This window comes from Proteus sp. PR00208, assembly GCF_016238545.1.
Lineage (GTDB): Bacteria > Pseudomonadota > Gammaproteobacteria > Enterobacterales > Enterobacteriaceae > Proteus.
Map to the genome: position 1 here is coordinate 1 of NZ_JAEHQE010000035.1, position 25131 is coordinate 25131.

43 protein-coding genes are annotated in these 25131 nt (G+C 42.0%); 37 read left to right on the forward strand and 6 right to left on the reverse strand.

The window, feature by feature from the left end; genetic code table 11:
- Positions 1-222 precede the first annotated feature (222 nt).
- The 32 genes from bfd (at position 223) to JEP36_RS17245 (ending at position 15965) form a co-directional block, all read left to right on the forward strand.
- Positions 223-420: a bacterioferritin-associated ferredoxin gene (gene bfd / locus JEP36_RS17090; RefSeq protein ID WP_151436625.1), complete on the forward strand. Its 198-nt coding sequence runs from the start codon at positions 223-225 to the stop codon at positions 418-420.
- Between the two features lie 77 nt (positions 421-497).
- Positions 498-971 (forward strand): bacterioferritin, encoded by a 474-nt coding sequence (gene bfr, locus JEP36_RS17095; RefSeq protein ID WP_109374370.1) that lies wholly within the window; start codon positions 498-500, stop codon positions 969-971.
- 348 nt (positions 972-1319) lie between these two features.
- Entirely contained in the window at positions 1320-1631 is a 312-nt protein-coding gene (rpsJ, locus tag JEP36_RS17100; RefSeq protein WP_001181005.1) for a 30S ribosomal protein S10, read from the forward strand.
- Positions 1632-1663: 32 nt separating this feature from the next.
- On the forward strand, positions 1664-2293 hold the full coding sequence (rplC, locus tag JEP36_RS17105) for a 50S ribosomal protein L3 (protein WP_109374369.1): 630 nt from the start codon (positions 1664-1666) through the stop codon (positions 2291-2293).
- 16 nt (positions 2294-2309) lie between these two features.
- Entirely contained in the window at positions 2310-2915 is a 606-nt protein-coding gene (gene rplD / locus JEP36_RS17110) for a 50S ribosomal protein L4 (RefSeq protein ID WP_023583466.1), read from the forward strand.
- The gene (gene rplW / locus JEP36_RS17115; protein WP_004246962.1) at positions 2912-3214 is read left to right on the forward strand and encodes a 50S ribosomal protein L23; all 303 of its coding nucleotides are present in this window, start codon (positions 2912-2914) and stop codon (positions 3212-3214) included. The genes rplD and rplW overlap by 4 nt, the downstream gene beginning before the upstream one ends.
- Positions 3215-3233: 19 nt before the next feature.
- Entirely contained in the window at positions 3234-4058 is an 825-nt protein-coding gene (rplB, locus tag JEP36_RS17120) for a 50S ribosomal protein L2 (RefSeq protein ID WP_006535497.1), read from the forward strand.
- Between the two features lie 14 nt (positions 4059-4072).
- Complete coding sequence (rpsS, locus tag JEP36_RS17125) at positions 4073-4351, forward strand: 30S ribosomal protein S19 (protein WP_004246960.1); 279 nt, start codon at positions 4073-4075, stop codon at positions 4349-4351.
- Positions 4352-4365: 14 nt separating this feature from the next.
- Positions 4366-4698, forward strand: coding sequence for a 50S ribosomal protein L22 (gene rplV, locus JEP36_RS17130; protein ID WP_006535498.1), 333 nt, complete (start codon positions 4366-4368; stop codon positions 4696-4698).
- Positions 4699-4715: 17 nt separating this feature from the next.
- Positions 4716-5417 carry a 30S ribosomal protein S3 gene (gene rpsC / locus JEP36_RS17135; RefSeq protein ID WP_023583467.1) on the forward strand — a complete coding sequence of 234 codons (702 nt, stop codon included), beginning with the start codon at positions 4716-4718 and terminating at the stop codon, positions 5415-5417.
- A gap of 12 nt (positions 5418-5429) precedes the next feature.
- Entirely contained in the window at positions 5430-5840 is a 411-nt protein-coding gene (gene rplP / locus JEP36_RS17140) for a 50S ribosomal protein L16 (RefSeq protein ID WP_006535500.1), read from the forward strand.
- A complete protein-coding gene (gene rpmC / locus JEP36_RS17145; protein ID WP_004238624.1) occupies positions 5840-6031 on the forward strand; it encodes a 50S ribosomal protein L29 in 192 nt (63 codons plus the stop codon). The genes rplP and rpmC overlap by 1 nt, the downstream gene beginning before the upstream one ends.
- Positions 6031-6285, forward strand: a complete 255-nt coding sequence (gene rpsQ / locus JEP36_RS17150) for a 30S ribosomal protein S17 (protein ID WP_023583468.1) — start codon at positions 6031-6033, stop codon at positions 6283-6285. The genes rpmC and rpsQ overlap by 1 nt, the downstream gene beginning before the upstream one ends.
- A gap of 176 nt (positions 6286-6461) precedes the next feature.
- Entirely contained in the window at positions 6462-6833 is a 372-nt protein-coding gene (gene rplN, locus JEP36_RS17155; protein ID WP_004246955.1) for a 50S ribosomal protein L14, read from the forward strand.
- 10 nt (positions 6834-6843) lie between these two features.
- Positions 6844-7158: a 50S ribosomal protein L24 gene (rplX, locus tag JEP36_RS17160; RefSeq protein WP_006535502.1), complete on the forward strand. Its 315-nt coding sequence runs from the start codon at positions 6844-6846 to the stop codon at positions 7156-7158.
- A gap of 13 nt (positions 7159-7171) precedes the next feature.
- Complete coding sequence (gene rplE / locus JEP36_RS17165) at positions 7172-7711, forward strand: 50S ribosomal protein L5 (RefSeq protein ID WP_036933223.1); 540 nt, start codon at positions 7172-7174, stop codon at positions 7709-7711.
- A gap of 12 nt (positions 7712-7723) precedes the next feature.
- Positions 7724-8029, forward strand: a complete 306-nt coding sequence (gene rpsN / locus JEP36_RS17170) for a 30S ribosomal protein S14 (protein ID WP_006535503.1) — start codon at positions 7724-7726, stop codon at positions 8027-8029.
- A gap of 32 nt (positions 8030-8061) precedes the next feature.
- Positions 8062-8454 carry a 30S ribosomal protein S8 gene (gene rpsH / locus JEP36_RS17175; protein ID WP_100158931.1) on the forward strand — a complete coding sequence of 131 codons (393 nt, stop codon included), beginning with the start codon at positions 8062-8064 and terminating at the stop codon, positions 8452-8454.
- A 14-nt stretch (positions 8455-8468) separates the two neighbouring features.
- Complete coding sequence (rplF, locus tag JEP36_RS17180) at positions 8469-9002, forward strand: 50S ribosomal protein L6 (protein WP_023583470.1); 534 nt, start codon at positions 8469-8471, stop codon at positions 9000-9002.
- A 9-nt stretch (positions 9003-9011) separates the two neighbouring features.
- Complete coding sequence (gene rplR, locus JEP36_RS17185; protein WP_023583471.1) at positions 9012-9365, forward strand: 50S ribosomal protein L18; 354 nt, start codon at positions 9012-9014, stop codon at positions 9363-9365.
- A 14-nt stretch (positions 9366-9379) separates the two neighbouring features.
- Positions 9380-9880: a 30S ribosomal protein S5 gene (gene rpsE, locus JEP36_RS17190; RefSeq protein ID WP_023583472.1), complete on the forward strand. Its 501-nt coding sequence runs from the start codon at positions 9380-9382 to the stop codon at positions 9878-9880.
- Between the two features lie 5 nt (positions 9881-9885).
- Positions 9886-10065 (forward strand): 50S ribosomal protein L30, encoded by a 180-nt coding sequence (gene rpmD, locus JEP36_RS17195; protein ID WP_036914634.1) that lies wholly within the window; start codon positions 9886-9888, stop codon positions 10063-10065.
- Between the two features lie 3 nt (positions 10066-10068).
- The gene (gene rplO, locus JEP36_RS17200; RefSeq protein ID WP_004246944.1) at positions 10069-10503 is read left to right on the forward strand and encodes a 50S ribosomal protein L15; all 435 of its coding nucleotides are present in this window, start codon (positions 10069-10071) and stop codon (positions 10501-10503) included.
- A 7-nt stretch (positions 10504-10510) separates the two neighbouring features.
- Entirely contained in the window at positions 10511-11833 is a 1323-nt protein-coding gene (gene secY / locus JEP36_RS17205) for a preprotein translocase subunit SecY (RefSeq protein ID WP_006535510.1), read from the forward strand.
- A gap of 42 nt (positions 11834-11875) precedes the next feature.
- A complete protein-coding gene (rpmJ, locus tag JEP36_RS17210) occupies positions 11876-11992 on the forward strand; it encodes a 50S ribosomal protein L36 (protein WP_071788572.1) in 117 nt (38 codons plus the stop codon).
- 146 nt (positions 11993-12138) lie between these two features.
- Positions 12139-12495: a 30S ribosomal protein S13 gene (gene rpsM / locus JEP36_RS17215; protein WP_036914623.1), complete on the forward strand. Its 357-nt coding sequence runs from the start codon at positions 12139-12141 to the stop codon at positions 12493-12495.
- A gap of 16 nt (positions 12496-12511) precedes the next feature.
- Positions 12512-12901 carry a 30S ribosomal protein S11 gene (gene rpsK, locus JEP36_RS17220; protein WP_002919257.1) on the forward strand — a complete coding sequence of 130 codons (390 nt, stop codon included), beginning with the start codon at positions 12512-12514 and terminating at the stop codon, positions 12899-12901.
- Between the two features lie 36 nt (positions 12902-12937).
- Positions 12938-13558 carry a 30S ribosomal protein S4 gene (gene rpsD, locus JEP36_RS17225; protein WP_004246942.1) on the forward strand — a complete coding sequence of 207 codons (621 nt, stop codon included), beginning with the start codon at positions 12938-12940 and terminating at the stop codon, positions 13556-13558.
- A 25-nt stretch (positions 13559-13583) separates the two neighbouring features.
- Positions 13584-14573: a DNA-directed RNA polymerase subunit alpha gene (locus JEP36_RS17230; RefSeq protein ID WP_006535513.1), complete on the forward strand. Its 990-nt coding sequence runs from the start codon at positions 13584-13586 to the stop codon at positions 14571-14573.
- A gap of 37 nt (positions 14574-14610) precedes the next feature.
- Positions 14611-14997 (forward strand): 50S ribosomal protein L17, encoded by a 387-nt coding sequence (gene rplQ, locus JEP36_RS17235; RefSeq protein ID WP_004246940.1) that lies wholly within the window; start codon positions 14611-14613, stop codon positions 14995-14997.
- 297 nt (positions 14998-15294) lie between these two features.
- Positions 15295-15708: a Zn(2+)-responsive transcriptional regulator gene (zntR, locus tag JEP36_RS17240; RefSeq protein ID WP_069368787.1), complete on the forward strand. Its 414-nt coding sequence runs from the start codon at positions 15295-15297 to the stop codon at positions 15706-15708.
- Positions 15709-15758: 50 nt separating this feature from the next.
- The gene (locus tag JEP36_RS17245) at positions 15759-15965 is read left to right on the forward strand and encodes an alternative ribosome-rescue factor A (protein WP_109374368.1); all 207 of its coding nucleotides are present in this window, start codon (positions 15759-15761) and stop codon (positions 15963-15965) included.
- A 3-nt stretch (positions 15966-15968) separates the two neighbouring features.
- Here the strand turns inward: JEP36_RS17245 and mscL are convergent, their stop codons facing one another.
- From mscL to def, 5 genes are all read right to left on the reverse strand, one after another.
- Positions 15969-16376, reverse strand: coding sequence for a large-conductance mechanosensitive channel protein MscL (gene mscL / locus JEP36_RS17250; protein WP_109374367.1), 408 nt, complete (start codon positions 16374-16376; stop codon positions 15969-15971).
- A gap of 115 nt (positions 16377-16491) precedes the next feature.
- On the reverse strand, positions 16492-17868 hold the full coding sequence (gene trkA, locus JEP36_RS17255; protein ID WP_109396567.1) for a Trk system potassium transporter TrkA: 1377 nt from the start codon (positions 17866-17868) through the stop codon (positions 16492-16494).
- A gap of 112 nt (positions 17869-17980) precedes the next feature.
- Complete coding sequence (rsmB, locus tag JEP36_RS17260) at positions 17981-19249, reverse strand: 16S rRNA (cytosine(967)-C(5))-methyltransferase RsmB (protein ID WP_109374365.1); 1269 nt, start codon at positions 19247-19249, stop codon at positions 17981-17983.
- A gap of 99 nt (positions 19250-19348) precedes the next feature.
- Complete coding sequence (fmt, locus tag JEP36_RS17265; RefSeq protein ID WP_196534408.1) at positions 19349-20296, reverse strand: methionyl-tRNA formyltransferase; 948 nt, start codon at positions 20294-20296, stop codon at positions 19349-19351.
- 26 nt (positions 20297-20322) lie between these two features.
- Positions 20323-20847 carry a peptide deformylase gene (gene def, locus JEP36_RS17270; protein ID WP_100158937.1) on the reverse strand — a complete coding sequence of 175 codons (525 nt, stop codon included), beginning with the start codon at positions 20845-20847 and terminating at the stop codon, positions 20323-20325.
- A 130-nt stretch (positions 20848-20977) separates the two neighbouring features.
- Here def and dprA point away from each other — a divergent pair, with 130 nt between their 5' ends.
- Genes dprA through JEP36_RS17295 form a run of 5 tightly spaced genes read left to right on the forward strand, consistent with a single transcriptional unit; the run spans position 20978 to position 24348 of the window.
- Complete coding sequence (gene dprA, locus JEP36_RS17275; RefSeq protein WP_198630534.1) at positions 20978-22123, forward strand: DNA-processing protein DprA; 1146 nt, start codon at positions 20978-20980, stop codon at positions 22121-22123.
- A gap of 18 nt (positions 22124-22141) precedes the next feature.
- Positions 22142-22699, forward strand: coding sequence for a topoisomerase DNA-binding C4 zinc finger domain-containing protein (locus JEP36_RS17280; protein WP_196534410.1), 558 nt, complete (start codon positions 22142-22144; stop codon positions 22697-22699).
- Positions 22692-23261: an L-threonylcarbamoyladenylate synthase type 1 TsaC gene (gene tsaC, locus JEP36_RS17285; RefSeq protein WP_160229882.1), complete on the forward strand. Its 570-nt coding sequence runs from the start codon at positions 22692-22694 to the stop codon at positions 23259-23261. Before JEP36_RS17280 ends, tsaC begins: the two co-directional genes overlap by 8 nt.
- A 5-nt stretch (positions 23262-23266) precedes the next feature.
- Entirely contained in the window at positions 23267-24091 is an 825-nt protein-coding gene (gene aroE, locus JEP36_RS17290) for a shikimate dehydrogenase (RefSeq protein ID WP_198621061.1), read from the forward strand.
- A complete protein-coding gene (locus JEP36_RS17295) occupies positions 24088-24348 on the forward strand; it encodes a DUF1488 family protein (protein ID WP_196534412.1) in 261 nt (86 codons plus the stop codon). Before aroE ends, JEP36_RS17295 begins: the two co-directional genes overlap by 4 nt.
- Here the strand turns inward: JEP36_RS17295 and JEP36_RS17300 are convergent.
- The gene (locus tag JEP36_RS17300) at positions 24324-24887 is read right to left on the reverse strand and encodes a gamma carbonic anhydrase family protein (RefSeq protein ID WP_196534413.1); all 564 of its coding nucleotides are present in this window, start codon (positions 24885-24887) and stop codon (positions 24324-24326) included. The two genes, JEP36_RS17295 and JEP36_RS17300, sit on opposite strands and share 25 nt — an antisense overlap.
- Between the last annotated feature and the right edge of the window lie 244 nt (positions 24888-25131).

A 25131-nucleotide genomic window follows, 5' to 3' on the forward strand; every position in this document is an offset into this window, starting at 1 on the left:
CCTGATAGATTTATGCATGAAGAGGGCATCGTTAGATGCCCTTTTTTTGTATCTGAAGATTAGCTATTTTAAATTACAATGAAGCATTAATATTTTTCCTTGCTTTATCATTTTTATCTTTTGCGATATAGGTAAGTATACTTAAGTTAAATAAATAGAAATTGAAATCATAATAATTATCATTTACTATCTTGCTCGTGAGAAGTTAATGAGGTTGTTATTATGTACGTATGTCTTTGCCACGGTGTGAGTGATAAAAAAATTATCTCGACTGTCCGTAACCATCAAATTCACACTATTAATGAATTACGCAAGATCTTACCAGTTGGAAGTTGTTGTGGTAAATGTGTGCGTCAAACTCGTCAACTGATCGAAAATGAGCAATCCGCTCTTTACCCTCAAATTTCTGAAGTTGCATAACAAATTTTAAATTTCCTTTCTCTCCTCTTTGTATAAAAGGTCTACACTGAAAAGACTGGAAGCAAAGGAGCATAAAAATGAAAGGTGATAAAAAAATGATAGCCCACCTTAATAAATTATTAGGTGGTGAACTTGTTGCAATTAATCAGTATTTCCTGCATGCCCGAATGTTCAAAAATTGGGGACTCACACGCCTCAATGAAATGGAATACCATGAATCCATCGATGAGATGAAACACGCTGATAAATATATTGAGCGTATTTTGTTTCTTGAAGGAATTCCAAATTTACAAGACTTAGGCAAACTGAATATCGGTGAAGATGTTGAGGAAATGCTACGTTCTGATCTTGAATTAGAATTAGGTGGTGCCAAAGATCTACGTGAAGCAATTGCTTACGCAGATTCTATTCATGACTATGTCAGTCGTGATCTTATGCTAGAAATCTTAACTGATGAAGAAGGGCATATTGATTGGCTTGAAACCCAGCTCGAACTTATCGAACGCTTGGGGCTTCAAAATTATTTACAAGCCCAAATTATCGAAGAGTAACTCACTCACAATAAAAGAATGATTTACTTTCTTCTATAAATTATTGAATGCTTTTTGAAGCAAAGGTAATGAAGGTTGCCTTTGCTTTTTTTTATTTTAAAAAGGTAAAGCGAATTTTTATCGCTGATTTTTTATTCTTGGCTTGATTTCATCACTCAGGCAAGTATAATGCGCAGGCTCACTGATTTAGTGGGGCTGATTAATCAGCTAATGCAGATTTTATATTGCATTAATATAATACTCCCAATTGGGGAGTTATATGCAGAACGATTACACTCTCTCATCAATCGAAATGGGTACGAGTAGTGATCATTTACGTTTATAAAAAATAGTTGGAGCTCTGGTCTCATGCAGAACCAAAGAATCCGTATCCGCCTGAAAGCTTTTGATCATCGTCTGATTGATCAATCAACTGCGGAAATCGTAGAGACTGCTAAGCGCACTGGTGCGCAAGTTCGTGGTCCAATCCCACTGCCGACTCGCAAAGAGCGTTTCACAGTGTTGATTTCTCCGCACGTTAATAAAGATGCGCGTGATCAGTATGAAATTCGCACTCACAAACGTCTGGTTGACATCGTTGAGCCAACCGAGAAAACCGTTGATGCTCTGATGCGTCTGGATCTGGCTGCCGGCGTAGACGTGCAGATCAGCCTAGGTTAATCAGGTCATCAAGCGATTGAGAGGTTGAAACAATGATTGGTTTAGTCGGTAAGAAAGTAGGAATGACTCGTATCTTCACTGAAGATGGCGTTTCAATCCCTGTAACCGTTATCGAAATTGAAAACAACCGTGTTACTCAGATCAGAGATCTTGAGAAAGACGGTTATCGTGCCGTTCAGGTGACTACTGGTAGCAAAAAAGCTAACCGTGTACTGAAACCTGAAGCAGGTCATTTTGCTAAAGCTGGTGTTGAAGCTGGCCGCTTACTACGTGAATTCCGTCTGAATGAAGGCGAAGAATACACTGTAGGTCAAAGCATTAGCGTAGAAATTTTCGCTGACGTTAAAAAAGTCGACGTTACTGGAACATCTAAAGGTAAAGGTTTTGCTGGTACTGTAAAGCGCTGGAACTTCCGTACTCAAGATGCTACCCACGGTAACTCCTTGTCTCACCGTGTTCCGGGTTCTATCGGTCAGAACCAGACTCCGGGTAAGGTGTTCAAAGGCAAGAAAATGGCAGGTCAACTGGGTAACGAACAAGTTACCGTTCAGAGCCTGGAAGTAGTACGTGTTGACGCTGAGCGCAACCTGCTGCTGGTCAAAGGTGCTGTTCCAGGTGCAACTGGCAGTGACCTGATCGTTAAACCAGCTGTCAAGGCGTAACGTCGAGGAGATAGGAATGGAATTGGTAATGAAAGACGCGCAAGGCGCGCTGACTGTTTCCGAAACTACCTTCGGGCGTGACTTTAACGAAGCGCTTGTGCATCAAGTAGTCGTTGCATACGCTGCTGGTGCTCGTCAAGGTACTCGTGCTCAGAAAACCCGTGCTGAAGTTTCTGGTTCAGGCAAAAAGCCTTGGAGACAGAAAGGTACAGGTCGTGCACGTTCAGGTTCAATCAAGAGCCCAATTTGGCGCTCTGGTGGTGTTAGCTTCGCAGCTAAACCACAGGACCACAGTCAAAAAGTAAACAAAAAGATGTACCGTGGTGCTCTGAAGAGCATTCTGTCTGAACTGGTACGTCAAGATCGTCTGATCGTCGTAGAGAAGTTCTCTGTTGAAGCTCCTAAAACTAAGCTTTTAGCGCAGAAACTGAAAGATATGGCTCTGGAAGATGTTCTGATCATCACTGCTGATGTAGATGAGAATCTGTATTTAGCAGCACGCAACTTATATAAAGTTGACGTACGTGATGCAGCAACAATCGACCCTGTTAGCTTAATCGCCTTCGACAAAGTCGTCATGACTGCTGACGCTGTGAAGCAAGTTGAGGAGATGCTGGCATGATCCGTGAAGAACGTCTGCTGAAAGTACTGCGCGCGCCGCATGTATCTGAAAAAGCTTCTATCGCGATGGAAAAATCAAACACCATCGTTCTCAAAGTTGCTAAAGACGCGACCAAAGCAGAGATTAAAGCAGCTGTACAAAAACTGTTTGAAGTCGAAGTTGAAAGTGTTAACACTCTGCTGATGAAAGGCAAAGTGAAACGTCACGGTCAGCGTATTGGTCGTCGTAGCGACTGGAAAAAAGCTTACGTCACCCTGAAGGAAGGCCAGAATCTGGACTTCGTCGGCGGCGCTGAGTAAGTCGGAGGAGTAAAGAACAATGGCAATTGTTAAATGTAAACCTACGTCTCCGGGCCGTCGCCACGTAGTTAAAGTGGTAAACCCTGAGCTGCATAAAGGGAAACCTTATGCGCCATTGCTGGAAAAGAACAGCAAGTCCGGTGGTCGTAACAACAATGGTCGTATCACTACCCGTCATATCGGTGGTGGTCACAAACAGGCTTACCGTATTGTTGACTTTAAACGCAACAAAGATGGTATCCCTGCGACAGTAGAACGTCTGGAATATGATCCAAACCGTTCAGCTAACATCGCTTTAGTGCTGTATGCTGATGGTGAACGTCGCTACATTCTGGCTCCAAAAGGCCTGAAAGCGGGTGATAAAGTTCAGTCTGGCGTTGATGCTGCTATCAAAGCGGGTAACACCTTACCAATGCGTAATATCCCGGTTGGTTCTACAGTTCATAACGTAGAAATGAAACCAGGTAAAGGTGGTCAGTTAGCTCGTTCAGCTGGTACTTACGTTCAGATCGTTGCTCGTGATGGTGCTTATGTCACTATTCGTCTGCGTTCTGGTGAAATGCGTAAAGTTCCTTCTGATTGCCGTGCAACTATCGGTGAAGTTGGCAACTCTGAGCACATGTTACGCGTTCTGGGTAAAGCTGGTGCAAGTCGCTGGCGTGGTATTCGTCCTACCGTTCGCGGTACTGCGATGAACCCAGTCGATCACCCACATGGTGGTGGTGAAGGTCGTAACTTTGGTAAACACCCAGTAACACCTTGGGGCGTTCAAACCAAAGGTAAGAAGACTCGTAAAAACAAACGCACTGAACATTTCATCGTTCATCGTCGTACTAAGAAATAATTAGAGGATAAGCCATGCCACGTTCTCTCAAGAAAGGTCCTTTCATTGACCTGCACTTGCTGAAGAAGGTAGAGAAAGCGGTGGAAAGCGGTGACAAAAAGCCTGTTAAGACTTGGTCCCGTCGTTCAACGATCTTTCCTAACATGATCGGTTTGACCATCGCTGTCCATAATGGTCGTCAGCATGTTCCAGTTTACGTTTCCGACGAAATGGTTGGTCACAAACTGGGTGAATTCGCGCCGACCCGTACTTATCGCGGTCATGCAGCCGATAAAAAGGCTAAGAAAAAATAAGGTAGGAGGAAGAGATGGAAACTATCGCTATGCATCGCCACGCTCGTTCTTCTGCTCAGAAGGTTCGCTTAGTAGCTGACCTGATTCGCGGTAAGAAAGTGTCGCAAGCTCTGGAAATTTTAACCTTTACCAACAAGAAAGCTGCTGGTTTAGTGAAGAAAGTACTGGAGTCTGCTATTGCTAATGCAGAACACAACGATGGCGCTGACATTGATGATCTGAAAGTAGCTAAGATCTTTGTTGACGAAGGTCCTTCTATGAAGCGCATTATGCCTCGTGCAAAAGGCCGTGCAGATCGTATTCTGAAGCGCACCAGCCACATCACTGTGGTTGTGTCTGATCGCTGAGACTCTGGAGACTAGCAATGGGTCAAAAAGTACATCCTAATGGTATCCGCCTTGGCATTGTCAAGCCTTGGAATTCCACATGGTATGCGGGTACCAATGAATTCGCTGACAACCTAGACAGCGACTTTAAAGTACGTCAGTACTTAACTAAAGAACTGGCTAAAGCATCTGTATCTCGTATCGTTATCGAACGTCCTGCGAAAAGCATCCGTGTGACTATTCACACTGCTCGCCCAGGCATCGTTATCGGTAAAAAAGGTGAAGATGTTGAAAAACTGCGCAAAAACGTAGCGGATATCGCTGGCGTTCCTGCGCAAATTAATATCGCCGAAGTACGTAAACCTGAACTGGACGCAAAATTAGTTGCTGACAGCATCACTTCACAGCTGGAACGTCGTGTTATGTTCCGTCGTGCTATGAAGCGTGCGGTACAGAACGCTATGCGTTTAGGCGCTAAAGGTATTAAAGTGGAAGTAAGTGGTCGCTTAGGCGGCGCTGAAATCGCTCGTACTGAATGGTATCGTGAAGGTCGTGTACCTCTGCACACTCTGCGTGCAGATATCGACTACAATACCTCAGAAGCACAAACCACTTATGGTGTGCTCGGCGTTAAGGTATGGATCTTCAAAGGTGAGATCCTGGGTGGTATGGCTGCAGTTGAACAGGCGGAAAAACCGGCTGCTCAACCTAAAAAGCAGCAGCGTAAAGGCCGCAAGTAAGGAGAGTCGCTGATGTTACAACCAAAGCGTACAAAATTCCGTAAAGTGCACAAAGGCCGCAACCGTGGCTTAGCTGCTGGTGCGGATGTAAGCTTCGGGACTTACGGTCTTAAAGCTGTGGGCCGTGGTCGTCTGACTGCACGTCAGATCGAAGCGGCACGTCGTGCAATGACCCGTGCAGTTAAGCGTCAGGGTAAAATCTGGATCCGTGTGTTCCCAGACAAACCAATCACTGAAAAGCCGCTCGAAGTCCGTATGGGTAAAGGTAAAGGTAACGTTGAGTATTGGGTTGCCTTAATCCAGCCAGGTAAAGTCCTGTATGAAATGGATGGTGTGCCTGAAGAACTGGCCCGTGAAGCATTCAAGCTGGCGGCAGCAAAACTGCCTATCAAAACCACCTTTGTAACTAAGACGGTGATGTAATGAAAGCAAAAGAGCTGCGCGAAAAGAGCGTTGAAGAGCTGAACACAGAACTGCTGAATTTACTGCGCGAGCAGTTTAACCTGCGCATGCAGGCAGCAAGTGGTCAGTTACAACAGTCTCATCTGTTGAAACAAGTGCGTCGTAATATCGCACGCGTTAAGACTTTACTGACTGAGAAGGCGGGTGCGTAATGACCGATAAAATCCGTACTCTGCAAGGTCGTGTAGTTAGTGACAAAATGGAGAAATCTATTGTCGTTGCTATCGATCGTATGGTTAAACACCCATTATATGGTAAGTTTATCCGTCGTACGACCAAACTGCATGTACATGACGAGAACAACGAATGTGGAATTGGTGACGTAGTAGAAATTCGTCAAACACGTCCACTGTCTAAGACTAAGTCTTGGGCGTTAGTTCGCGTTGTAGAAAAAGCTGTTCTGTAATAAAATAGCCTTTTCGTACGAAATAAACGGCTCAAAACTGAACGAGCCGTTTATTTTTTCTGTCCATATCGAGAATGTGGTGTTATAATGCCGCTCCCTCGTATTATGGGATATTGAACGGCCTCTTCTAATGTGGAAGTGGCTCAGTAGTAGTTGACATTTAGCGGAGCACTAAAATGATCCAAGAACAGACTATGCTGAACGTGGCCGACAACTCCGGTGCACGTCGCGTAATGTGTATCAAGGTTCTAGGTGGCTCGCACCGTCGCTACGCAGATGTAGGTGACATCATCAAAATTACCATCAAGGAAGCAATTCCACGTGGTAAAGTTAAGAAAGGTGATGTACTGAAAGCGGTAGTGGTGCGCACCAAGAAGGGTGTTCGTCGCCCTGACGGTTCTGTCATTCGCTTCGATAGCAACGCTTGTGTATTGTTAAACAACAACAGCGAGCAAGTTATTGGTACGCGTATTTTTGGGCCGGTTACTCGTGAACTTCGTAACGAGAAGTTTATGAAAATAATCTCTCTGGCACCTGAAGTACTCTAAGGAGCAGGCAATGGCAGCGAAAATCCGTCGTGAAGACGAAGTTATCGTGCTGACTGGTAAAGATAAAGGTAAGCGCGGTAAAGTAAAACAGGTTCTTTCTTCTGGTAAAGTTATCGTTGAAGGTATCAATCTGGTTAAAAAACATCAGAAGCCAGTTCCGGCTCTGAACCAACCAGGTGGCATCGTTGAAAAAGAAGCTTCTATCCAAGTTTCTAACGTTGCAATCTTCAATGCGGCAACCGGCAAGGCTGACCGTGTAGGTTTTAGATTCGAAGACGGCAAAAAAGTTCGTTTCTTCAAGTCTAATAAAGAAACTATCAAGTAATTTGGAGTATACGATGGCGAAACTGCATGATTACTACAAAGACGAGGTAGTCCAAAAACTGATGTCTCAGTTTGGTTACCATTCTGTCATGCAAGTCCCTCGGGTCGAGAAGATCACCCTGAATATGGGTGTTGGTGAAGCGATTGTTGATAAAAAACTGCTGGACAATGCAGCAGCTGATTTAGCAGCAATCTCAGGTCAAAAACCTTTGATCACCAAAGCACGCAAATCTGTTGCAGGCTTCAAAATCCGCCAGGGCTATCCGATCGGCTGTAAAGTGACCCTGCGTGGCGAACGCATGTGGGAGTTCTTTGAACGCCTGATCTCTATTGCTGTACCACGTATCCGTGACTTCCGTGGTTTGTCCGCTAAATCATTTGATGGACGTGGTAACTACAGCATGGGCGTACGTGAGCAAATCATCTTCCCTGAAATCGATTACGATAAAGTGGATCGTGTTCGTGGTTTGGATATTACCATTACTACGACTGCGAAATCAGATGATGAAGGTCGCGCACTGTTAGCAGCGTTTAACTTCCCGTTCCGCAAGTAAGGCAGGGCATTCATGGCTAAGAAATCTATGAAAGCACGTGATGTAAAACGTGCGAATTTAGCTGAGAAATTCTTCGCAAAACGCGCAGAACTGAAAGCTATCGTTTCAGATGTGAACGTGTCTGACGAAGATCGTTGGAATGCTGTTCTGAAACTGCAAACTATGCCACGTGATTCAAGTCCTTCACGTCAGCGTAACCGCTGCCGTCAAACTGGACGTCCGCACGGTTTCCTGCGGAAATTTGGCCTCAGCCGTATTAAAGTCCGTGAAGCCGCTATGCGCGGTGAAATCCCGGGCCTTAGAAAGGCTAGCTGGTAATTACCATAATTGAATCACGGGAGTAAAGACAGATGAGCATGCAAGATCCCATCGCGGATATGCTGACCCGTATCCGTAACGGTCAGGCCGCGAACAAAGTTGCGGTCACAATGCCTTCCTCCAAGCTGAAAGTGGCGATTGCCAACGTGCTTAAGGAAGAAGGTTATATTGAAGATTTTAAAATTGAAGGCGACACTAAGCCAGAACTGGAAATCACTTTAAAATATTTCCAAGGTAAGGCTGTAGTAGAAAGCATTCAGCGCGTAAGCCGTCCAAGTCTGCGCATCTATAAAAGAAAAGATGAGCTGCCAAATGTTATGGCAGGACTGGGCATCGCTGTTGTTTCTACCTCAAAAGGTGTTATGACTGATCGTGCAGCTCGCCAAGCAGGTCTTGGTGGCGAGATTATCTGCTACGTAGCTTAATTCGGGAGGAAAGAATGTCTCGTGTGGCAAAAGCACCCGTCGTCATTCCTGCCGGCGTAGAGGTTAAACTCAACGGTCAGGTAATTACGATTAAGGGTAAAAACGGCGAGCTAACTCGTACTATCCATAATGCAGTTGAAATTCAACATGCTGACAACCACTTAACTTTCGCACCTCGCGATGGTTTTGCTGATGCATGGGCACAGGCGGGTACTACTCGTTCTCTGTTAAATGCAATGGTTGTAGGTGTTACCGAAGGCTTCACTAAGAAACTGCAACTGGTAGGTGTAGGTTATCGTGCGTCTATTAAAGGCAATGCGGTTAACTTATCAGTAGGTTTTTCACATCCAGTGGAACACCAACTGCCAGCAGGCATCACTGCTGAATGTCCAACACAAACTGAAATCGTACTGAAAGGTGCGGATAAGCAAGTGATTGGTCAAGTAGCAGCTGAACTGCGTGCTTACCGTCGCCCTGAACCTTATAAAGGTAAAGGTATTCGTTACGCCGACGAAGTTGTGCGTATCAAAGAGGCTAAGAAGAAGTAAGGTAACACTATGGATAAGAAAGCAGCTCGTATCCGTCGTGCGACCCGCGCACGCCGTAAGCTCCAGGAATTGGGTGCGACTCGCCTGGTGGTACACCGTACCCCTCGCCATATTTATGCGCAGGTTATTGCACCAAACGGTTCTGAAACTTTGGTGGCCGCTTCTACTACAGAAAAAGCTATCATTGAGCAACTGAAAAACACTGGAAACAAAGAAGCAGCAGCAGTAGTTGGTAAAATTGTTGCTGAACGCGCTCTGGAAAAAGGTATCAAAGTAGTATCATTTGACCGTTCCGGTTTCCAATATCATGGTCGAGTCCAGGCACTGGCAGATGCTGCCCGTGAAGCTGGCCTTCAGTTCTAAGGTAGGAGTGTAAGATGGCTCACATCGAGAAACAAGCTGGCGAACTGCAGGAAAAGCTGATCGCGGTAAACCGCGTATCTAAAACCGTTAAAGGTGGTCGTATCTTTAGCTTCACCGCTCTTACAGTAGTTGGTGATGGTAATGGCCGCGTTGGTTTTGGATATGGCAAAGCTCGCGAAGTTCCGGCAGCAATCCAGAAAGCGATGGAAAAAGCCCGTCGCAATATGAAAACCGTCGCTTTAAACAACGGTACTCTGTTCCACCCTGTTAAAGGTACTCACACAGGCTCACGCGTATTTATGCAGCCTGCTCATGAAGGTACCGGTATCATCGCAGGTGGTGCAATGCGTGCAGTTCTAGAAGTGGCTGGCGTTCGTAACGTACTGGCTAAAACCTATGGTTCCACTAACCCGATTAACGTGGTTCGTGCAACACTGGACGCTTTAGATAGCATGAAGTCTCCAGATATGGTCGCAGCTAAGCGTGGTAAATCCGTTGAAGAAATTCTGGGGTAATGACCATGGCTAAGACTATTAAAATTACTCAAACACGCAGCTTAATCGGCCGTCTGCCTAAACATAAGGCAACTATGACTGGTTTAGGCCTGCGTCGCATCGGTCACACTGTAGAACGCGAAGATACACCAGCAGTTCGCGGTATGATCAACTTGGTTTCCTATATGGTTAAAGTTGAGGAGTAAGAGATGCGTTTAAATACTCTGTCTCCGGCTGAAGGTGCCAAGCATGCGCCTAAACGTGTAGGTCGTGGTATCGGTTCTGGCTTAGGTAAAACTGGCGGCCGTGGTCACAAAGGTCAGAAATCTCGTTCTGGCGGTGGCGTACGTCGTGGTTTTGAAGGTGGCCAGATGCCTTTATATCGTCGTTTACCAAAATTTGGTTTTACTTCACGTAAATCATTCGTGACTGCGGAAATCCGTCTGTCTGATTTAGCTTACGTTGAAGGCGATGTAATCGATCTGAATGCACTGAAAGCCGCAAACGTTGTTGGCCCACAGATTGAATTTGCAAAATTAATTCTGTCTGGCGAGGTTAACCGTGCAGTGACTATTCGTGGTCTGCGTGTTACCAAAGGTGCCCGTGCAGCAATCGAATCAGCTGGCGGTAAAATTGAGGAATAAGTGACAGATGGCTAAACAACCAGGTTTAGATTTTCAGAGTGCTAAAGGTGGTGTTGGTGAACTAAAACGCAGACTTTTGTTTGTTCTTGGTGCACTTATTGTCTTTAGGATTGGCTCTTTTATTCCTATCCCTGGTATTGATGCCACTGTGCTTGCCAAATTGCTCGATCAGCAAAAAGGCACCATCATTGAAATGTTTAACATGTTCTCTGGTGGTGCTCTTAGCCGTGCTTCTATCTTTGCGCTGGGTATCATGCCTTATATTTCGGCATCGATTATTATCCAACTCTTATCAGTGGTTAACCCTCGGTTAGCAGAGATTAAGAAGGAAGGGGAGGCCGGTCGTCGTAAGATCAGCCAATATACCCGTTATGGTACTTTGGTGCTGGCGATATTCCAATCAATTGGTATCGCAACAGGCTTACCGAATATGCCAGGAATGCAAGGTCTGGTAATTAATCCAGGCTTACCATTCTATATTACGGCTGTTGTGAGCTTAGTCACTGGGACAATGTTCCTAATGTGGTTAGGTGAGCAAATCACTGAACGTGGTATTGGTAACGGTATCTCAATTATTATCTTTGCAGGTATCGTTGCAGGTCTTCCGCCTGCCATTGGTCAAACCATCGAGCAGGCGCGGCAAGGCGAACTGCACTTCCTCCTGTTATTGTTGGTTGCAGTATTAGTGTTCGCAGTTACTTTCTTTGTTGTTTTTGTAGAAAGAGGACAACGTCGTATCGTTGTTAACTATGCAAAACGTCAACAAGGGCGTAGAATATACGCGGCACAAAGTACACATCTACCACTTAAAGTAAATATGGCGGGTGTTATACCAGCAATTTTTGCTTCAAGTATTATCCTGTTTCCTGGTACAATAACCTCTTGGTTTGGCGATGGTACAGGGTGGGGTTGGCTGACGACGATTTCTTTAAATCTACAGCCTGGTCAACCTATTTATGTGTTACTATACGCTGCTGCAATCATATTCTTCTGTTTCTTCTATACGGCGTTGGTTTTCAACCCAAGAGAAACGGCAGATAACCTGAAGAAGTCCGGTGCATTTGTACCAGGAATTCGCCCGGGAGAGCAGACGGCTAAATATATAGATAAAGTAATGACACGTTTAACCTTAATCGGTGCCTTGTATATTACCTTTATCTGTCTCATCCCGGAGTTCATGCGTGACGCAATGAAAGTACCTTTCTATTTTGGTGGTACTTCCCTCTTAATCGTGGTTGTGGTCATCATGGATTTTATGGCTCAAGTGCAAACTCTCCTGATGTCAAGTCAGTATGAGTCTGCATTGAAAAAAGCAAATCTTAAAGGTTAATTACTGATAAGCGATTTGTTTTAGAAGTTACGGAGAGTAAAAATGAAAGTTCGTGCTTCCGTCAAGAAAATGTGCCGTAACTGCAAAATTGTTAGACGTCACGGTCACGTGCGTGTAATTTGCAGCGTCGAGCCTAAGCATAAACAGCGTCAAGGCTAATTTATTGCATTTTTTTCTTGCAAAGTTCGGTTGAGCTGGCTAAATTAGCCAGCCCAATCTTTTATAATATATACAGTATTGTTTGAGTATCCTGAAAACGGGCTTTTCAGAATGGTACTGTATAACTGCTAATTTAGGAGTGCATAGTGGCCCGTATAGCAGGCATTAACATTCCTGATCATAAACATACTGTAATCGCATTAACTTCGATTTACGGTATCGGTAAGACCCGCTCACAGGCTATCTGTGTAGCTGCTGGTATTGCTGAAAATGTTAAGATCAGTGAGCTGTCTGAAGAGCAAATCGACAAGCTGCGTGACGAAGTTGCCAAATACGTTGTAGAAGGTGATCTGCGTCGTGAAGTTACCCTGAGCATCAAACGTCTGATGGATCTTGGTACTTACCGTGGTTTACGTCATCGTCGTGGTCTACCAGTTCGCGGTCAGCGTACTAAGACTAACGCACGTACCCGTAAGGGTCCGCGTAAGCCGATCAAGAAATAATCGGGGTATTTGAACAATGGCAAAAGCACCTATTCGTGCACGTAAGCGTGTAAGAAAACAAGTCTCTGACGGTGTGGCTCATATCCATGCTTCTTTCAACAACACAATCGTTACTATTACCGATCGTCAAGGTAACGCATTGGGTTGGGCTACTGCCGGTGGTTCCGGTTTCCGTGGTTCTCGTAAATCTACTCCGTTCGCGGCTCAGGTTGCAGCAGAACGTTGCGCTGAAGCTGTTAAAGAGTACGGAATTAAGAACTTGGAAGTTATGGTTAAAGGACCTGGTCCTGGTCGTGAGTCAACTATCCGTGCATTAAACGCGGCTGGTTTCCGCATCACTAATATTACTGATGTGACTCCGATTCCTCATAACGGTTGTCGTCCACCGAAAAAACGTCGCGTTTAATAACGTTTTCGTTTTTAGGAAAGTTGGAGAAAGAAAATGGCAAGATATTTGGGTCCTAAGCTCAAGCTGAGCCGCCGTGAAGGTACAGATTTATTTCTAAAATCTGGCGTTCGGGCGATTGACACCAAGTGTAAACTGGAACAAGCACCAGGTCAGCACGGCGCACGTAAACCGCGTCTTTCTGATTACGGTGTTCAGTTACGTGAAAAACAAAAAGTACGTCGTATTTACGGTGTTCTAGAGCGTCAATTCCGTAACTACTACAAAGAAGCAACTCGTCTGAAAGGCAACACAGGTGAAAACCTGCTGACTTTGCTGGAAGGTCGTCTGGATAACGTTGTTTATCGTATGGGCTTTGGCGCAACTCGCGCAGAAGCACGTCAGATGGTTAGCCATAAAGCAATCATGGTAAATGGTCGCGTGGTTAACATTGCTTCTTATCAGGTTTCCCCGAATGACGTAGTCAGCGTTCGTGAAAAATCGAAAAAACAGTCTCGTATCAAGGCTGCTTTAGAGCTGGCTGAACAGCGTGAAAAGCCAACATGGCTGGAAGTTGATGCTGCTAAGATGGAAGGTGTATTCAAACGTATTCCTGAACGTACTGACTTGTCTGCTGACATTAACGAGCACCTGATCGTCGAGCTTTACTCCAAGTAAGGCTTAGCACCAAAGAGAGGACACAATGCAGGGTTCTGTGACAGAGTTTCTAAAACCGCGCCTGGTTGATATCGAGCAAGTCAGTTCGACGCACGCCAAGGTGACCCTTGAACCATTAGAGCGAGGCTTCGGCCATACTCTTGGTAACGCACTGCGCCGTATTCTGCTTTCGTCTATGCCGGGTTGTGCGGTAACAGAGGTTGAGATTGATGGTGTACTGCATGAGTACAGCACCAAAGAAGGTGTTCAGGAAGATATCCTAGAAATACTGCTCAACCTTAAAGGGTTGGCGGTAAAAGTTCATGGTAAAGATGAAGTTATTCTTACTTTGAGCAAATCTGGCATTGGCCCTGTTATTGCAGCCGATATCATCCATGACGGTGATGTCGAAATCGTCAAGCCGCAGCACGTTATCTGCCACCTTACAGACGAAAACGCATCTATTAATATGCGTATCAAAGTTCAGCGTGGTCGTGGTTATGTGCCGGCTTCTGCCCGAATTCATTCGGAAGAAGATGAGCGCCCTATCGGTCGCCTTTTAGTAGACGCGTGCTATAGCCCAGTTGAGCGTATTGCTTATAATGTGGAAGCAGCTCGTGTTGAACAGCGTACCGACTTGGATAAGCTGGTTATCGAGATGGAAACTAACGGTACTATCGATCCAGAAGAATCGATTCGCCGTGCAGCGACTATCCTGGCTGAACAGCTTGAAGCTTTTGTTGACTTACGTGATGTTCGTCAACCAGAAGTTAAAGAAGAGAAGCCAGAATTCGATCCTATCTTACTGCGCCCAGTAGACGATCTTGAATTGACTGTCCGCTCTGCTAACTGTCTGAAGGCAGAAGCAATCCACTACATCGGTGATCTGGTACAGCGTACTGAAGTTGAATTACTTAAGACGCCTAACCTTGGTAAGAAATCTCTTACTGAGATTAAAGACGTACTGGCGTCGCGTGGTCTATCTCTGGGTATGCGCCTTGAGAATTGGCCACCTGCAAGTATCGCTGATGAATAAGATCACAGGTTAAGGTTTTACTGAGAAGGATAAGGTCATGCGCCATCGTAAGAGTGGTCGTCAATTGAACCGCAACAGCAGCCATCGTCAGGCTATGTTTCGTAACATGGCAGGTTCTTTAGTTCGTCATGAGATAATCAAGACAACTTTGCCTAAAGCGAAAGAACTGCGTCGCGTCGTTGAGCCGCTGATTACTCTTGCCAAGACCGACAGCGTAGCTAATCGTCGTCTGGCATTCGCCCGTACTCGTGATAACGAAGTCGTGGCAAAACTGTTTACAGTATTAGGTCCGCGTTTTGCGAGCCGTGCAGGTGGTTACACTCGTATTCTGAAGTGTGGCTTCCGTGCTGGTGACAACGCTCCAATGGCTTACATTGAGCTTGTTGACCGTGCTGATTCTGAAACAGAAGCAGCAGCTGAATAATTTAATTATTATTTAGTGAAGCGAATAAAAAGACCGGATTTTTAATCCGGTTTTTTTATATCTATTGAAAATGATAGCTACTGAAACTAGTTTTATAAAAATAACTTATCAAGCCATACTCCAACCTTTCTATTTGTTATTCCATGCTTTTTTACTTACTTTTGTGTTGCATCATATTTATTTTTTGTGATTTCAGCATACTGCTATTTTGGTAAGATAAGCTTCGCACTATATTTCAATTCTATTATTTTGATTATTTGCTATGCTTATTCATCATTTAGAGTGAGGGAATGATCCATGTATCGTATTGGGCAGGTTGCAAAATTAGCGAATGTGACAACAGATACAATCCGTTTTTATGAAAAACAAGGATTGATGGATCATGACAGGCGAACAGAAGGTGGCTATCGCCTATATACAGAGCAAGATCTCCAACGTTTGCGTTTTATTCGTTATGCAAAAGAGTTGGGTTTTACATTAGACGCGATTACAGAGCTACTTTCTATTCGCGTTGATCCTGCTCATCACACTTGTGTTGAATCAAAGCATATTGTTGATGCAAGGCTTGCTGAAGTTGAAATTCGCTTGAAAGAAATGGAAAGAATGCGAGATTCATTGAAGATGTTAAGTAATGCATGTTGTGGTAGTGCTCATGAAAGTACTTATTGTTCTATTCTTGAAATACTTGAATCTGGCGCCACAAAGCAATAATATCTGTACCGTATTACGTTTTATGTTCTTTAACAATTTAAGAGGTTTTTATGTCTAGCAAATATCAGCACCAGAAAGGGGCTATTAAAGATAATGCTTTAGCAGCACTTGTTCATGATCCATTATTTAGACAACGCGTGGAAAAGAATAAGAAAGGAAAAGGAAGTTATATGAGAAAAGCAAAACATGACAAGAAGGGTAACTGGGAGGCCAGTGATAACAAAAGATTTTTTCAATTGTTATCACTGGCCTTTTAGTTTTTATTTTTGCTGATTTTTTAATAAATCACGAATTTCTGTTAATAGAGTTTCTTCTGCGGAAGGAGCCGGTGGTGCTTTAGGTGCTTCTTCTGCTTGACGACGTGTCTTATTGATTAATTTGATTGCGCAGAATATAGCAAATGCAACGATGGCAAAGTCAAAAACAGTTTGAATGAACATACCATAATTTAGGACAACAGCAGGCACATCTCCAGTTGCATCTCTTAATACAAGGCTAAATTGTTTAAAATCAATACCGCCAATTAATAATCCTAATGGTGGCATGATAATATCAGCAACTAGAGATGAAACAATCTTACCGAAAGCTGCACCGATGATGACACCGACTGCCATATCAACAACGTTGCCTTTCATGGCAAATTCACGGAACTCTTTGAAAAAAGACATAACCACCCCTTATTTATTTCAATATAGATTTATTATGTAAAAATATAGTATCTAACATGATAATAATAGACCATTATAAGTAACAATCACTATTATTCTTATTTCTACATAATCTTTATAAGAAAAATGGACTTGGCTGGAAAAGTTTTTCAACTTCAGGAACATATTTTTTATCAGTGATAAACATAATCACATGATCACCCTGTTCTATGGAGTGACTTGCGTTTGCAATAATAACATCTTGCTCTCTAACAATTGCACCAATGATGGTTCCTGGTGGTAGCTTTATATCTTGTATACGGCGGCCAACAACTTTTGATGTATTTTCATCACCATGTGCAACGGCTTCAATTGCCTCTGCAACACCTCGCCGTAATGATGAAACGCTAACAATATCAGCTTTACGAACATGGCCTAAAAGTGCAGAAATAGTTGCTTGTTGTGGTGATATTGCAATATCAATAACCCCACCTTGGACTAAATCAACATAAGCGCTACGCTGAATAAGTACCATTGCTTTTTTAGCACCCATTCTTTTTGCCAGCATCGCTGACATAATATTGGCTTCATCATCGTTAGTCAGTGCGATAAATACATCAATTTGTTCAATATGTTCTTCAGCAAGAAGTTCTTGATCTGATGCATCACCATAAAAAACGATGGTGTCATGGAGTAATTCAGCCAGTTCTGTGGCACGTTGCTGATTATGTTCAATAAGTTTGACGCTATAATCTTTTTCTAATCTAGCAGCTAAACCGGCACCGACATTACCACCACCAACAATCATAATGCGTTTATAAGGTTTTTCTAATCGTTGTAACTCGCTCATTACTGCACGAATATGCTGAGATGCGACGACAAAGAAAACTTCATCTCCAGCTTCAATAATTGTAGAGCCTTGAGGTCTTATAGGTCTGTCTTGACGAAAAATTGCAGCAACTCGTGTATCGATATGTGGCATATGATCACGTAATGTTGATAACGCATTCCCAACGAGAGAACCACCGTAATACGCTTTTACCGCAACAATACTGACTTGACCATCGGCAAAATTAACAACTTGTAAGGCACCTGGGTATTGGATCAATTTATAAATATAATCGATAACCAAATGCTCTGGTGAGATTAAATAATCAATGGGAATAGCTTCTGGGAGAAAGAGTTTATCTGCTTCACGAACAAATTCAGAGGCACGTATCCGAGCAACTTTATTAGGTGTATTGAACAGAGTGTAAGCAACTTGGCACGCTATCATATTGGTTTCGTCAGAGTTGGTGACGGCAACCAGCATATCTGCATCTTCAGCACCAGCTTCTCTTAAGATCCTTGGGTGAGATCCATGTCCATTGACTACTCGTAAATCGAATTTATCTTGAAGTTGGCGTAAGCGATCTGCATTAGTGTCAACGACAGTAATATCATTATTCTCCCCGACAAGATTTTCAGCGAGAGTACCACCTACTTGACCAGCGCCTAAGATAATAATTTTCATCGTAATTTCTCAGAGTATTCGATTAACAAATAGAAAAGAAACGCAAGATCTGGATGATCTTGCGTTGAAATAGTAGCGTTTTTTAGATCTGATATCATCTTTTATCACAAGATCATATTTTCTTGATCAATGCATAAAAGAAACCATCGCCACCTTCTGCTTCTGGTAAGCATTGGTGTTGATAATCGCATTGTGCATCTTTCGTTGATGCTAAAAATGCTTCAACTTGTTGTTTATTTTCTTCAGGTAAAATAGAGCAGGTTGCATATACCAACGTGCCACCAGATTTTAGGTATGGCCAAATAGCATGAAGGATCTCTTTTTGAATTTGAGCCAATTGCTCAATATCGTCATTACGACGAAGCCATTTTATATCTGGGTGACGACGGATAACACCAGTTGCTGAGCATGGTGCATCAAGAAGAACTCGGTCAAACTGCATGCCTGAACACCATTGTTCAGGATAACGACCATCACCACTTTTGACGACTGCATTAAGTTTTAAACGCGTAAGGTTCTCTTGTACACGTTTTAAACGTTGCTCATCTATGTCGATAGCTAATACGTGAGCCTGCGGAGCTATTTCTAAAATATGTGTTGTTTTACCACCAGGTGCTGCACATAAATCAAGGATCTGCTCTTTATTTTCTGGTGCTAATAATTCAGCACAACGTTGAGCTGAACGATCTTGAACTGTTACCCAACCATCAGCAAATCCTGGGAGAAGATTCACGTTGCATGGATTCTCTAAACGGATCGCGAAAGGGTGGCTATCATCAGCAATAGCGGGAATTTCTTCATTTCCAAGTAATGTTAAATATTCTTCTCGAGAATGATGGCGTTGATTTACACGTAACCACATTGGTGGCTTCTGGTTATTGCCTTCAACAATACTCATCCACTGCTCAGGGTAAGCCTGTTTAATACGAGTAAGTAGCCATGATGGATGGAGAAAACGATTTTCGCTATTTTGAAAACGTTCGTTCAGGATATCTTGTTGGCGTTGAAACTGACGTAACACACCGTTAATCAATCCTTTTAGCTGTGGTTTTTTTAGTGCAACAGCACCATTTACCGTCTCTGCTAGAGCTGCGTGAGCAGGAATGCGTGTATAAAGCAGCTGATATAAACCAACCATAATGAGGTAGTGTAAAATACGCTGTTTGCCTTTTAATGGTTTATCCATGAGTTGCTGAATAATCCATTCTAATTGTGGCAATGTGCGTAATACGCCAAAGCAGATTTCTTGCAATAAGGCTTTATCTTTGTCTGAAATATTTTTCTGAAGTTCTGGTATGACAGTGCTTAGAGACAAGCCTTGATCTAATACTTGATTGATTGCTTTTGCTGCAATGCTACGTAAGTTGTATGACGTTTTCATAATGAGTTAACGTTTAATATTGAGCGCCAGAGATGTATTACATTGGCGTGAAAAAAGGAAAACCCTGATAATAATGTTAGATATCAGGGCTTAGAATTATTATTGAATGATTTTTCCAGGAGTGAACCAATCTCGCTTGGAGTTTAAGAAATCAGCAGAAGCCATAGGTTTCTTACCCGATGGTTGTAATTCAGTGATATTTAGAATGCCGTTACCTGTCGCAATATAAATACCCGTTTTATCTGCTTTTAATAAGGTTCCTGCAGGTTTATCTGTATTATCCGCTATAGCTTGTGCTTTCCATACTTTTACAGGTTGCTCGTCTAACATGAAAAAGCTCATTGGCCATGGATTGAATGCTCTAATGCAACGTTCAATCTGTTCTGCTGATAATGACCAATCAATCTTTGCTTCTTCTTTAGATAATTTTTGTGCGTAATTTGCTAAATTGTCGTCTTGTTTCTCAGCTTTTATTTTACCTGAGGTAATGAGATCTAACGTAGTTGTTAGAGCCTTAGGTCCAAGTTCTGCAAGTTTTTCATAAAGTGATGCGCTGGTATCTTCATTTGTAATTGGACATGATGCTTTATACAGCATATCGCCTGTATCTAAACCAACATCCATTTGCATAATTGTGACGCCTGTTTCTTTATCTCCCGCCCACAAAGAGCGTTGAATTGGTGCAGCACCACGCCATTTAGGAAGGAGAGAACCATGCACATTAAGGCAACCTAAACGCGGTATTTCAAGAACGGCTTTAGGTAAAATCATGCCATAAGCAACAACAATCATAATATCTGCTCGTTGTGCTGCTATCCACTCATGGTTCTCTTCTGGTTTTAAAGAGGCTGGTTGATAAACAGGAATATCATGAGTTAATGCCAGTTCCTTAACAGGGCTAATAGTCAGTTTCTTACCTCTTCCTGCGGGTTTATCTGGAGGAGTAAGGACTCCCACCACACGATGTTGAGTTGATAACAATGCAGCTAAATGCCGAGCCGCAAAATCGGGTGTTCCCGCAAAAATAATACGTAATGAATCAGACACGTTTTCTTCCTGTTTCAATTTAACTGTTACTGTCCTGTTTTAGCTCTTTTTTTATCTAGCTTATCGAGTTTTTCAACTTTTTGGCGGATGCGTTGGCGTTTTAATGGAGATAAATAATCTACAAATAGCTTGCCAACTAAATGATCCATTTCATGTTGAATGCAGATAGCTAATAAATCATCAGCTTCTAACTCAAAAGGTTGACCATTGTAATCAAGGGCTTTCACTTTTACGTGCTCTGCACGAGGAATAAAAGCACGCTGTTCTGGGATAGATAAACAGCCTTCTTCTATGCCTGTATCACCGTCGGCATCAAGAAGTTCTGGATTTATTAATACCAGTCTTTGATCTCTTGTTTCAGAGACATCAATGACGATAATGCGCTGGTGAATATTCACCTGTGTCGCGGCTAAACCGATACCTTCTTCCAAATACATCGTTTCAAACATATCATCGACAATTTTTTGAATTTCGGCATCAACTTTTTCGACTGGCTTTGCAATCGTGCGAAGGCGCTCGTCTGGATAATGTAATACGTGTAACACTGCCATAATTTATTCGGACTGTTTCTAAAATGTGAATAGGATTTAACGTCTATTCTAGACATTTATTGTCTAGATTGACAGTATTTGGTGTGTTTAGCGCTCACCCTGTTTGCTAAAAACAATATTAGGATAATGCATGGATGCTAGAGAAATATGGATAAGACTTAATGCTGTTTCAAGACTACCTATTAATAAAGCGATTCAAATTGCAAAGTATTTACAATCTTTGACTCAGTTAAATCAAAGACTATTAATAGGTTGTGGTCTGTCAGAACAGCAAAGTCATCAATTCTTAAGACTTCATGCAAATACTGTCAACGATACATTAAAGTGGTTAGATAAAAACGAATCATCATTATTAACGATTATAGATTCAGATTACCCATCTTTATTAAAGCAAATTTCATCACCGCCACTTTTGCTTTTTGTTGCAGGAAATAGGCAGCATTTAAAAAGCACACAAATTGCATTAATTGGTAGCCGAGTTGCTACACCCTATGGTTCCAAATGGGCAACTTATTTTGCACAGGAATTAGTAAAGAAAGAACTCACTATTACAAGTGGGTTAGCTCAAGGTATCGATGGTATAGGGCATCGAAGTGCATTAAAGAATAATGGTATTACTATTGCTGTACTAGGAAGTGGCTTAGAGCAGATTTATCCGTCATTTCATCGCACTCTTGCAACACAAATAAAAGAGTCTGGTCTTATTATTTCTGAACATTTACCTATGACACCACCTTTAGCGCGCCATTTTCCTCAACGTAACCGGATTATTAGTGGGCTAAGTGCTGCACTGCTTATTGTCGAAGCAGGAATTAAAAGCGGTTCTTTAATAACAGCAAATTATGCTTTGCAACAAGGTAAAGAGTTGTTTGTGTTACCTGGATTATTAGGAGATGCTCATTTTGAAGGTAATCACCAGCTTATTAAGCAAGGTGCAAATTTAGCATCTTCACCTGAAGATATTCTGGAATATTTAAATAGCTCTTTGCAGTGGCTTACTTGTGATAATGAGTATCAACAAAAAATTATAACAGATGAATATACGACATTTATCAATAATGAAAAACGAGAGGATAAAACAGAGCAACTTACACCAGAACAACAACACGCAATGGATGTGATATTGCCTTTTCTACGTTTTAATAAAATAGTACCTATTGATATCATTGCTCAGGATAGTGGATTATCAACTTCTGAATTAGCTCCTCTTTTATTAGAACTTGAGCTTATTGAAAAAATCGCTATTGTGGCTGGTGGCTATACTCGATTGGAATAAGTGTAATGAGGTAAAACAATGGCAAAGAATATGCCGTTTACACAGCAACCTGAACAGGGAAAATGCCCTGAATGTGGTAGCGCATTAGTGATGAAAAATGGAGGACATGGCCCTTTTTTAGGATGCTCTGCTTATCCTGATTGCCACTATATTAAAACACTGAAACCACAAGGTGATGGGCAAATTATCAAAGTCCTAGAAGGACAACCTTGTAAGTGCTGTGGTGCTGATTTAGTTTTACGTCAGGGTAAATTTGGGATGTTTATTGGTTGTAGCAATTATCCTGAGTGTGAACATATAGAGCAAATTGATAAACCTGATGAAACTGTTATACCTTGCCCTCAATGTGAAAAAGGAAAGCTATTACAACGTAAGTCTAGGTTTGGTAAGACATTTTATGCTTGTAACCAATATCCAGAATGCCAATTTGTATTAAATAACAAACCTGTTAATGGTGAATGCGAATATTGCCACTATCCATTATTGATGGAAAAAAGGTCTTCTCAAGGAGTAAGATTGGTGTGCGCCAGCAAATTATGTGGAAAGCAACAAACAAAAAGAGAAGAACATGAATAACGAAGCATCACCTGTAAGCAATACTATTATAGAAGCATTAAAAAATAATAAAGTTATCGCATATCCAACAGAAGCTGTATTTGGGGTGGGTTGTGATCCTGATAGCGAGCATGCTGTTATGGCACTATTAATGTTAAAACAACGTTCAATTGAAAAAGGGCTAATTTTAATTGCTGATAATTATGAGCAATTGAAACCTTATATTGATGATAGTGCATTAACACAAACTCAACGAGACAGAATGTTTGCATCTTGGCCAGGACCAATTACATGGGTTATTCCTGCTAAATCAACGACGCCAAAGTGGTTAACTGGAAAATTTGCTTCTTTAGCCGTGAGAGTAACAGACCACTCAGTTGTTAAAGAGTTATGCTTAGCTTATGGAAAACCTTTAGTTTCAACGAGTGCTAACTTAAGTGGATTGCCACCATGTCGTACAGTTGAAGAAGTAAGAAAACAATTTGAGGATACAATTCCTATCGTTGAAGGGAATGTTGGAGGTAGACAGAATCCTTCTGAAATCCGAGATGCCTTAACAGGTGAATTGTACCGACAAGGGTGATTGTGATGGAAAAATATTTAGTGATGGGAAACCCTATCGAGCATAGTCAGTCTCCTTTCATTCACCAATTTTTCTCAAAACAAACAGGAATAGAGTATGGCTATGGACGCTTACTTGTTCCTTTAGGTGAATTTGATAAAACTGCCTCACATTTTTTTTCTAATGGGGGACGAGGTGCTAATGTTACTGTTCCTTTCAAAGAAGATGCATTCCGCTTTGTGGATAAATTAACAGATAGAGCAAAAGCATGTGGTGCAGTTAACTCTATTGTTAAATTAGAAGATGGATCACTTCTTGGTGATAACACTGATGGACAAGGACTTATTCTGGACTTAGCAAGGCTCGATTTTATCGTGCCTAATAAGGTTAAATCCGTCTTAGTTATTGGCGCTGGTGGCGCAACAAGAGGAATATTACTTCCATTACTTGATTACGATTGTGATATTACTTTAACCAATCGCACATTTACTAAAGCCGAGCAATTAGTAAAAGAGTTTAGTCAATTTGGAACAATCAGAGCAATAGCTGCTGAAGATGTTGCTGATAGACATTACGATTTAATTATAAATGCATCTGCATCTAGTATGACTAATGATTTACCACCGATTCCTAATGATGTTTATGGTTTTGAAACAGCGTGCTATGACCTTTATTATCAAACTGGAATGACTTCATTTCTATATAACGCATTAAAACATGGAAGTACGCGTTTATCAGATGGATTAGGTATGTTAGTAGGACAAGCGGCTTATGCATTTGAATTGTGGTATGAACTTGTACCGGATATTAATCCCGTCCTTAATGTATTAAGAGAAAAATTGAATAAATGAACCAATCCATTCAATTTCCAGATCGTGAAATATGGCTAACTGAAAATAGGAGTGTTCTTTTTCCTATAATGATCAATGGAATGCTTTTTGATTGTCAAATTACAGAACAAGAGCTTATTGAGCGTTTTGGTGTTGGTGAGGGAATTTTATTATTTAAACAAAATCGTTGGGATATTGAAGAAGAATTTGAAGAGTTGGTAACAGAGTATGAGTTATCAACTCTCCATCCTATCTATTCTTTATCAATGGTAGATTGATGAGTGGCTAAATAGTTATTTTTCCACCCGACATAATTATTAGCAGAATAGATAAAGTGCTCTATTTCTGCTGATGAAAGTGGGCGAACCTTTTTCACCGGACTTCCTAAGTAAAGAAAACCGCTTTCAAGCCGTTTTCCTGGCGGAACTAAACTACCCGCACCAATCATTACATCGTCTTCAATAATTGCACCATCAAGTAAAATAGAACCCATTCCTACTAAAACACGATCTCCGATTGTGCACCCGTGTAGCATTGCTTTGTGCCCAACAGTAACGTTATCACCAATAATAAGAGGAAAACCTTCAGGATCATTGGATGAGATATGAGTGACATGAAGAACCGAACCATCTTGAATATTTGATCTTTTCCCAATACTCACGTAATTCACATCACCACGAATAACAACCATAGGCCAAATACTGACATCTTCACTAATACGTACATCTCCAATCACAGTTGCTGTTTCATCAATAAAAACATCTTTATCAATAGAAGGTGAAAGGTGTAAGTAATTCCTGATTGTTGATTTCCCCATAATTTACCCTCGTACTTGGTTTCACTTTATAATAAGAAAAGCATAGCAGTGGATGGGGTGGGCTGGCGAGAGCAATGATTTTTATGATGCATGACTATAAAAAACGATAATAAAAGAGAAAGTAGAGCAATAGAGTGTGATTGATAGAATATACCGAATAGACAATAACAAGATAAAGCGTATATTTTTTACACACAAAAGATGTTTTCCGTATCAAAAATAGACGTAAAGTTCAAAAAGAGAA

What these genes read in the sequence shown, in the direction of transcription:
- rpsK (WP_002919257.1), top strand. Translation starts at nt 12,512, where the DNA reads ATGGCAAAAGCACCTATTCGTGCACGTAAGCGTGTAAGAAAACAAGTC.
- rplO (WP_004246944.1), top strand. Translation starts at nt 10,069, where the DNA reads ATGCGTTTAAATACTCTGTCTCCGGCTGAAGGTGCCAAGCATGCGCCT.
- rplR (WP_023583471.1), top strand. Translation starts at nt 9,012, where the DNA reads ATGGATAAGAAAGCAGCTCGTATCCGTCGTGCGACCCGCGCACGCCGT.
- rpmC (WP_004238624.1), top strand. Translation starts at nt 5,840, where the DNA reads ATGAAAGCAAAAGAGCTGCGCGAAAAGAGCGTTGAAGAGCTGAACACA.
- trkA (WP_109396567.1), bottom strand. Translation starts at nt 17,868, where the DNA reads ATGAAAATTATTATCTTAGGCGCTGGTCAAGTAGGTGGTACTCTCGCT.
- JEP36_RS17295 (WP_196534412.1), top strand. Translation starts at nt 24,088, where the DNA reads ATGAACCAATCCATTCAATTTCCAGATCGTGAAATATGGCTAACTGAA.
- rplP (WP_006535500.1), top strand. Translation starts at nt 5,430, where the DNA reads ATGTTACAACCAAAGCGTACAAAATTCCGTAAAGTGCACAAAGGCCGC.
- rplN (WP_004246955.1), top strand. Translation starts at nt 6,462, where the DNA reads ATGATCCAAGAACAGACTATGCTGAACGTGGCCGACAACTCCGGTGCA.
- rplX (WP_006535502.1), top strand. Translation starts at nt 6,844, where the DNA reads ATGGCAGCGAAAATCCGTCGTGAAGACGAAGTTATCGTGCTGACTGGT.
- JEP36_RS17280 (WP_196534410.1), top strand. Translation starts at nt 22,142, where the DNA reads ATGGCAAAGAATATGCCGTTTACACAGCAACCTGAACAGGGAAAATGC.
- rplV (WP_006535498.1), top strand. Translation starts at nt 4,366, where the DNA reads ATGGAAACTATCGCTATGCATCGCCACGCTCGTTCTTCTGCTCAGAAG.
- rsmB (WP_109374365.1), bottom strand. Translation starts at nt 19,249, where the DNA reads ATGAAAACGTCATACAACTTACGTAGCATTGCAGCAAAAGCAATCAAT.
- rpmD (WP_036914634.1), top strand. Translation starts at nt 9,886, where the DNA reads ATGGCTAAGACTATTAAAATTACTCAAACACGCAGCTTAATCGGCCGT.
- rpmJ (WP_071788572.1), top strand. Translation starts at nt 11,876, where the DNA reads ATGAAAGTTCGTGCTTCCGTCAAGAAAATGTGCCGTAACTGCAAAATT.
- rpsD (WP_004246942.1), top strand. Translation starts at nt 12,938, where the DNA reads ATGGCAAGATATTTGGGTCCTAAGCTCAAGCTGAGCCGCCGTGAAGGT.
- tsaC (WP_160229882.1), top strand. Translation starts at nt 22,692, where the DNA reads ATGAATAACGAAGCATCACCTGTAAGCAATACTATTATAGAAGCATTA.
- bfd (WP_151436625.1), top strand. Translation starts at nt 223, where the DNA reads ATGTACGTATGTCTTTGCCACGGTGTGAGTGATAAAAAAATTATCTCG.
- rplQ (WP_004246940.1), top strand. Translation starts at nt 14,611, where the DNA reads ATGCGCCATCGTAAGAGTGGTCGTCAATTGAACCGCAACAGCAGCCAT.
- rplF (WP_023583470.1), top strand. Translation starts at nt 8,469, where the DNA reads ATGTCTCGTGTGGCAAAAGCACCCGTCGTCATTCCTGCCGGCGTAGAG.
- JEP36_RS17230 (WP_006535513.1), top strand. Translation starts at nt 13,584, where the DNA reads ATGCAGGGTTCTGTGACAGAGTTTCTAAAACCGCGCCTGGTTGATATC.
- rpsE (WP_023583472.1), top strand. Translation starts at nt 9,380, where the DNA reads ATGGCTCACATCGAGAAACAAGCTGGCGAACTGCAGGAAAAGCTGATC.
- rpsC (WP_023583467.1), top strand. Translation starts at nt 4,716, where the DNA reads ATGGGTCAAAAAGTACATCCTAATGGTATCCGCCTTGGCATTGTCAAG.
- rpsJ (WP_001181005.1), top strand. Translation starts at nt 1,320, where the DNA reads ATGCAGAACCAAAGAATCCGTATCCGCCTGAAAGCTTTTGATCATCGT.
- rpsQ (WP_023583468.1), top strand. Translation starts at nt 6,031, where the DNA reads ATGACCGATAAAATCCGTACTCTGCAAGGTCGTGTAGTTAGTGACAAA.
- rplC (WP_109374369.1), top strand. Translation starts at nt 1,664, where the DNA reads ATGATTGGTTTAGTCGGTAAGAAAGTAGGAATGACTCGTATCTTCACT.
- rpsH (WP_100158931.1), top strand. Translation starts at nt 8,062, where the DNA reads ATGAGCATGCAAGATCCCATCGCGGATATGCTGACCCGTATCCGTAAC.
- aroE (WP_198621061.1), top strand. Translation starts at nt 23,267, where the DNA reads ATGGAAAAATATTTAGTGATGGGAAACCCTATCGAGCATAGTCAGTCT.
- secY (WP_006535510.1), top strand. Translation starts at nt 10,511, where the DNA reads ATGGCTAAACAACCAGGTTTAGATTTTCAGAGTGCTAAAGGTGGTGTT.
- rpsN (WP_006535503.1), top strand. Translation starts at nt 7,724, where the DNA reads ATGGCTAAGAAATCTATGAAAGCACGTGATGTAAAACGTGCGAATTTA.
- rplD (WP_023583466.1), top strand. Translation starts at nt 2,310, where the DNA reads ATGGAATTGGTAATGAAAGACGCGCAAGGCGCGCTGACTGTTTCCGAA.
- rplW (WP_004246962.1), top strand. Translation starts at nt 2,912, where the DNA reads ATGATCCGTGAAGAACGTCTGCTGAAAGTACTGCGCGCGCCGCATGTA.
- rpsS (WP_004246960.1), top strand. Translation starts at nt 4,073, where the DNA reads ATGCCACGTTCTCTCAAGAAAGGTCCTTTCATTGACCTGCACTTGCTG.
- mscL (WP_109374367.1), bottom strand. Translation starts at nt 16,376, where the DNA reads ATGTCTTTTTTCAAAGAGTTCCGTGAATTTGCCATGAAAGGCAACGTT.
- JEP36_RS17245 (WP_109374368.1), top strand. Translation starts at nt 15,759, where the DNA reads ATGTCTAGCAAATATCAGCACCAGAAAGGGGCTATTAAAGATAATGCT.
- bfr (WP_109374370.1), top strand. Translation starts at nt 498, where the DNA reads ATGAAAGGTGATAAAAAAATGATAGCCCACCTTAATAAATTATTAGGT.
- rplB (WP_006535497.1), top strand. Translation starts at nt 3,234, where the DNA reads ATGGCAATTGTTAAATGTAAACCTACGTCTCCGGGCCGTCGCCACGTA.
- def (WP_100158937.1), bottom strand. Translation starts at nt 20,847, where the DNA reads ATGGCAGTGTTACACGTATTACATTATCCAGACGAGCGCCTTCGCACG.
- zntR (WP_069368787.1), top strand. Translation starts at nt 15,295, where the DNA reads ATGTATCGTATTGGGCAGGTTGCAAAATTAGCGAATGTGACAACAGAT.
- rplE (WP_036933223.1), top strand. Translation starts at nt 7,172, where the DNA reads ATGGCGAAACTGCATGATTACTACAAAGACGAGGTAGTCCAAAAACTG.
- dprA (WP_198630534.1), top strand. Translation starts at nt 20,978, where the DNA reads ATGGATGCTAGAGAAATATGGATAAGACTTAATGCTGTTTCAAGACTA.
- JEP36_RS17300 (WP_196534413.1), bottom strand. Translation starts at nt 24,887, where the DNA reads ATGGGGAAATCAACAATCAGGAATTACTTACACCTTTCACCTTCTATT.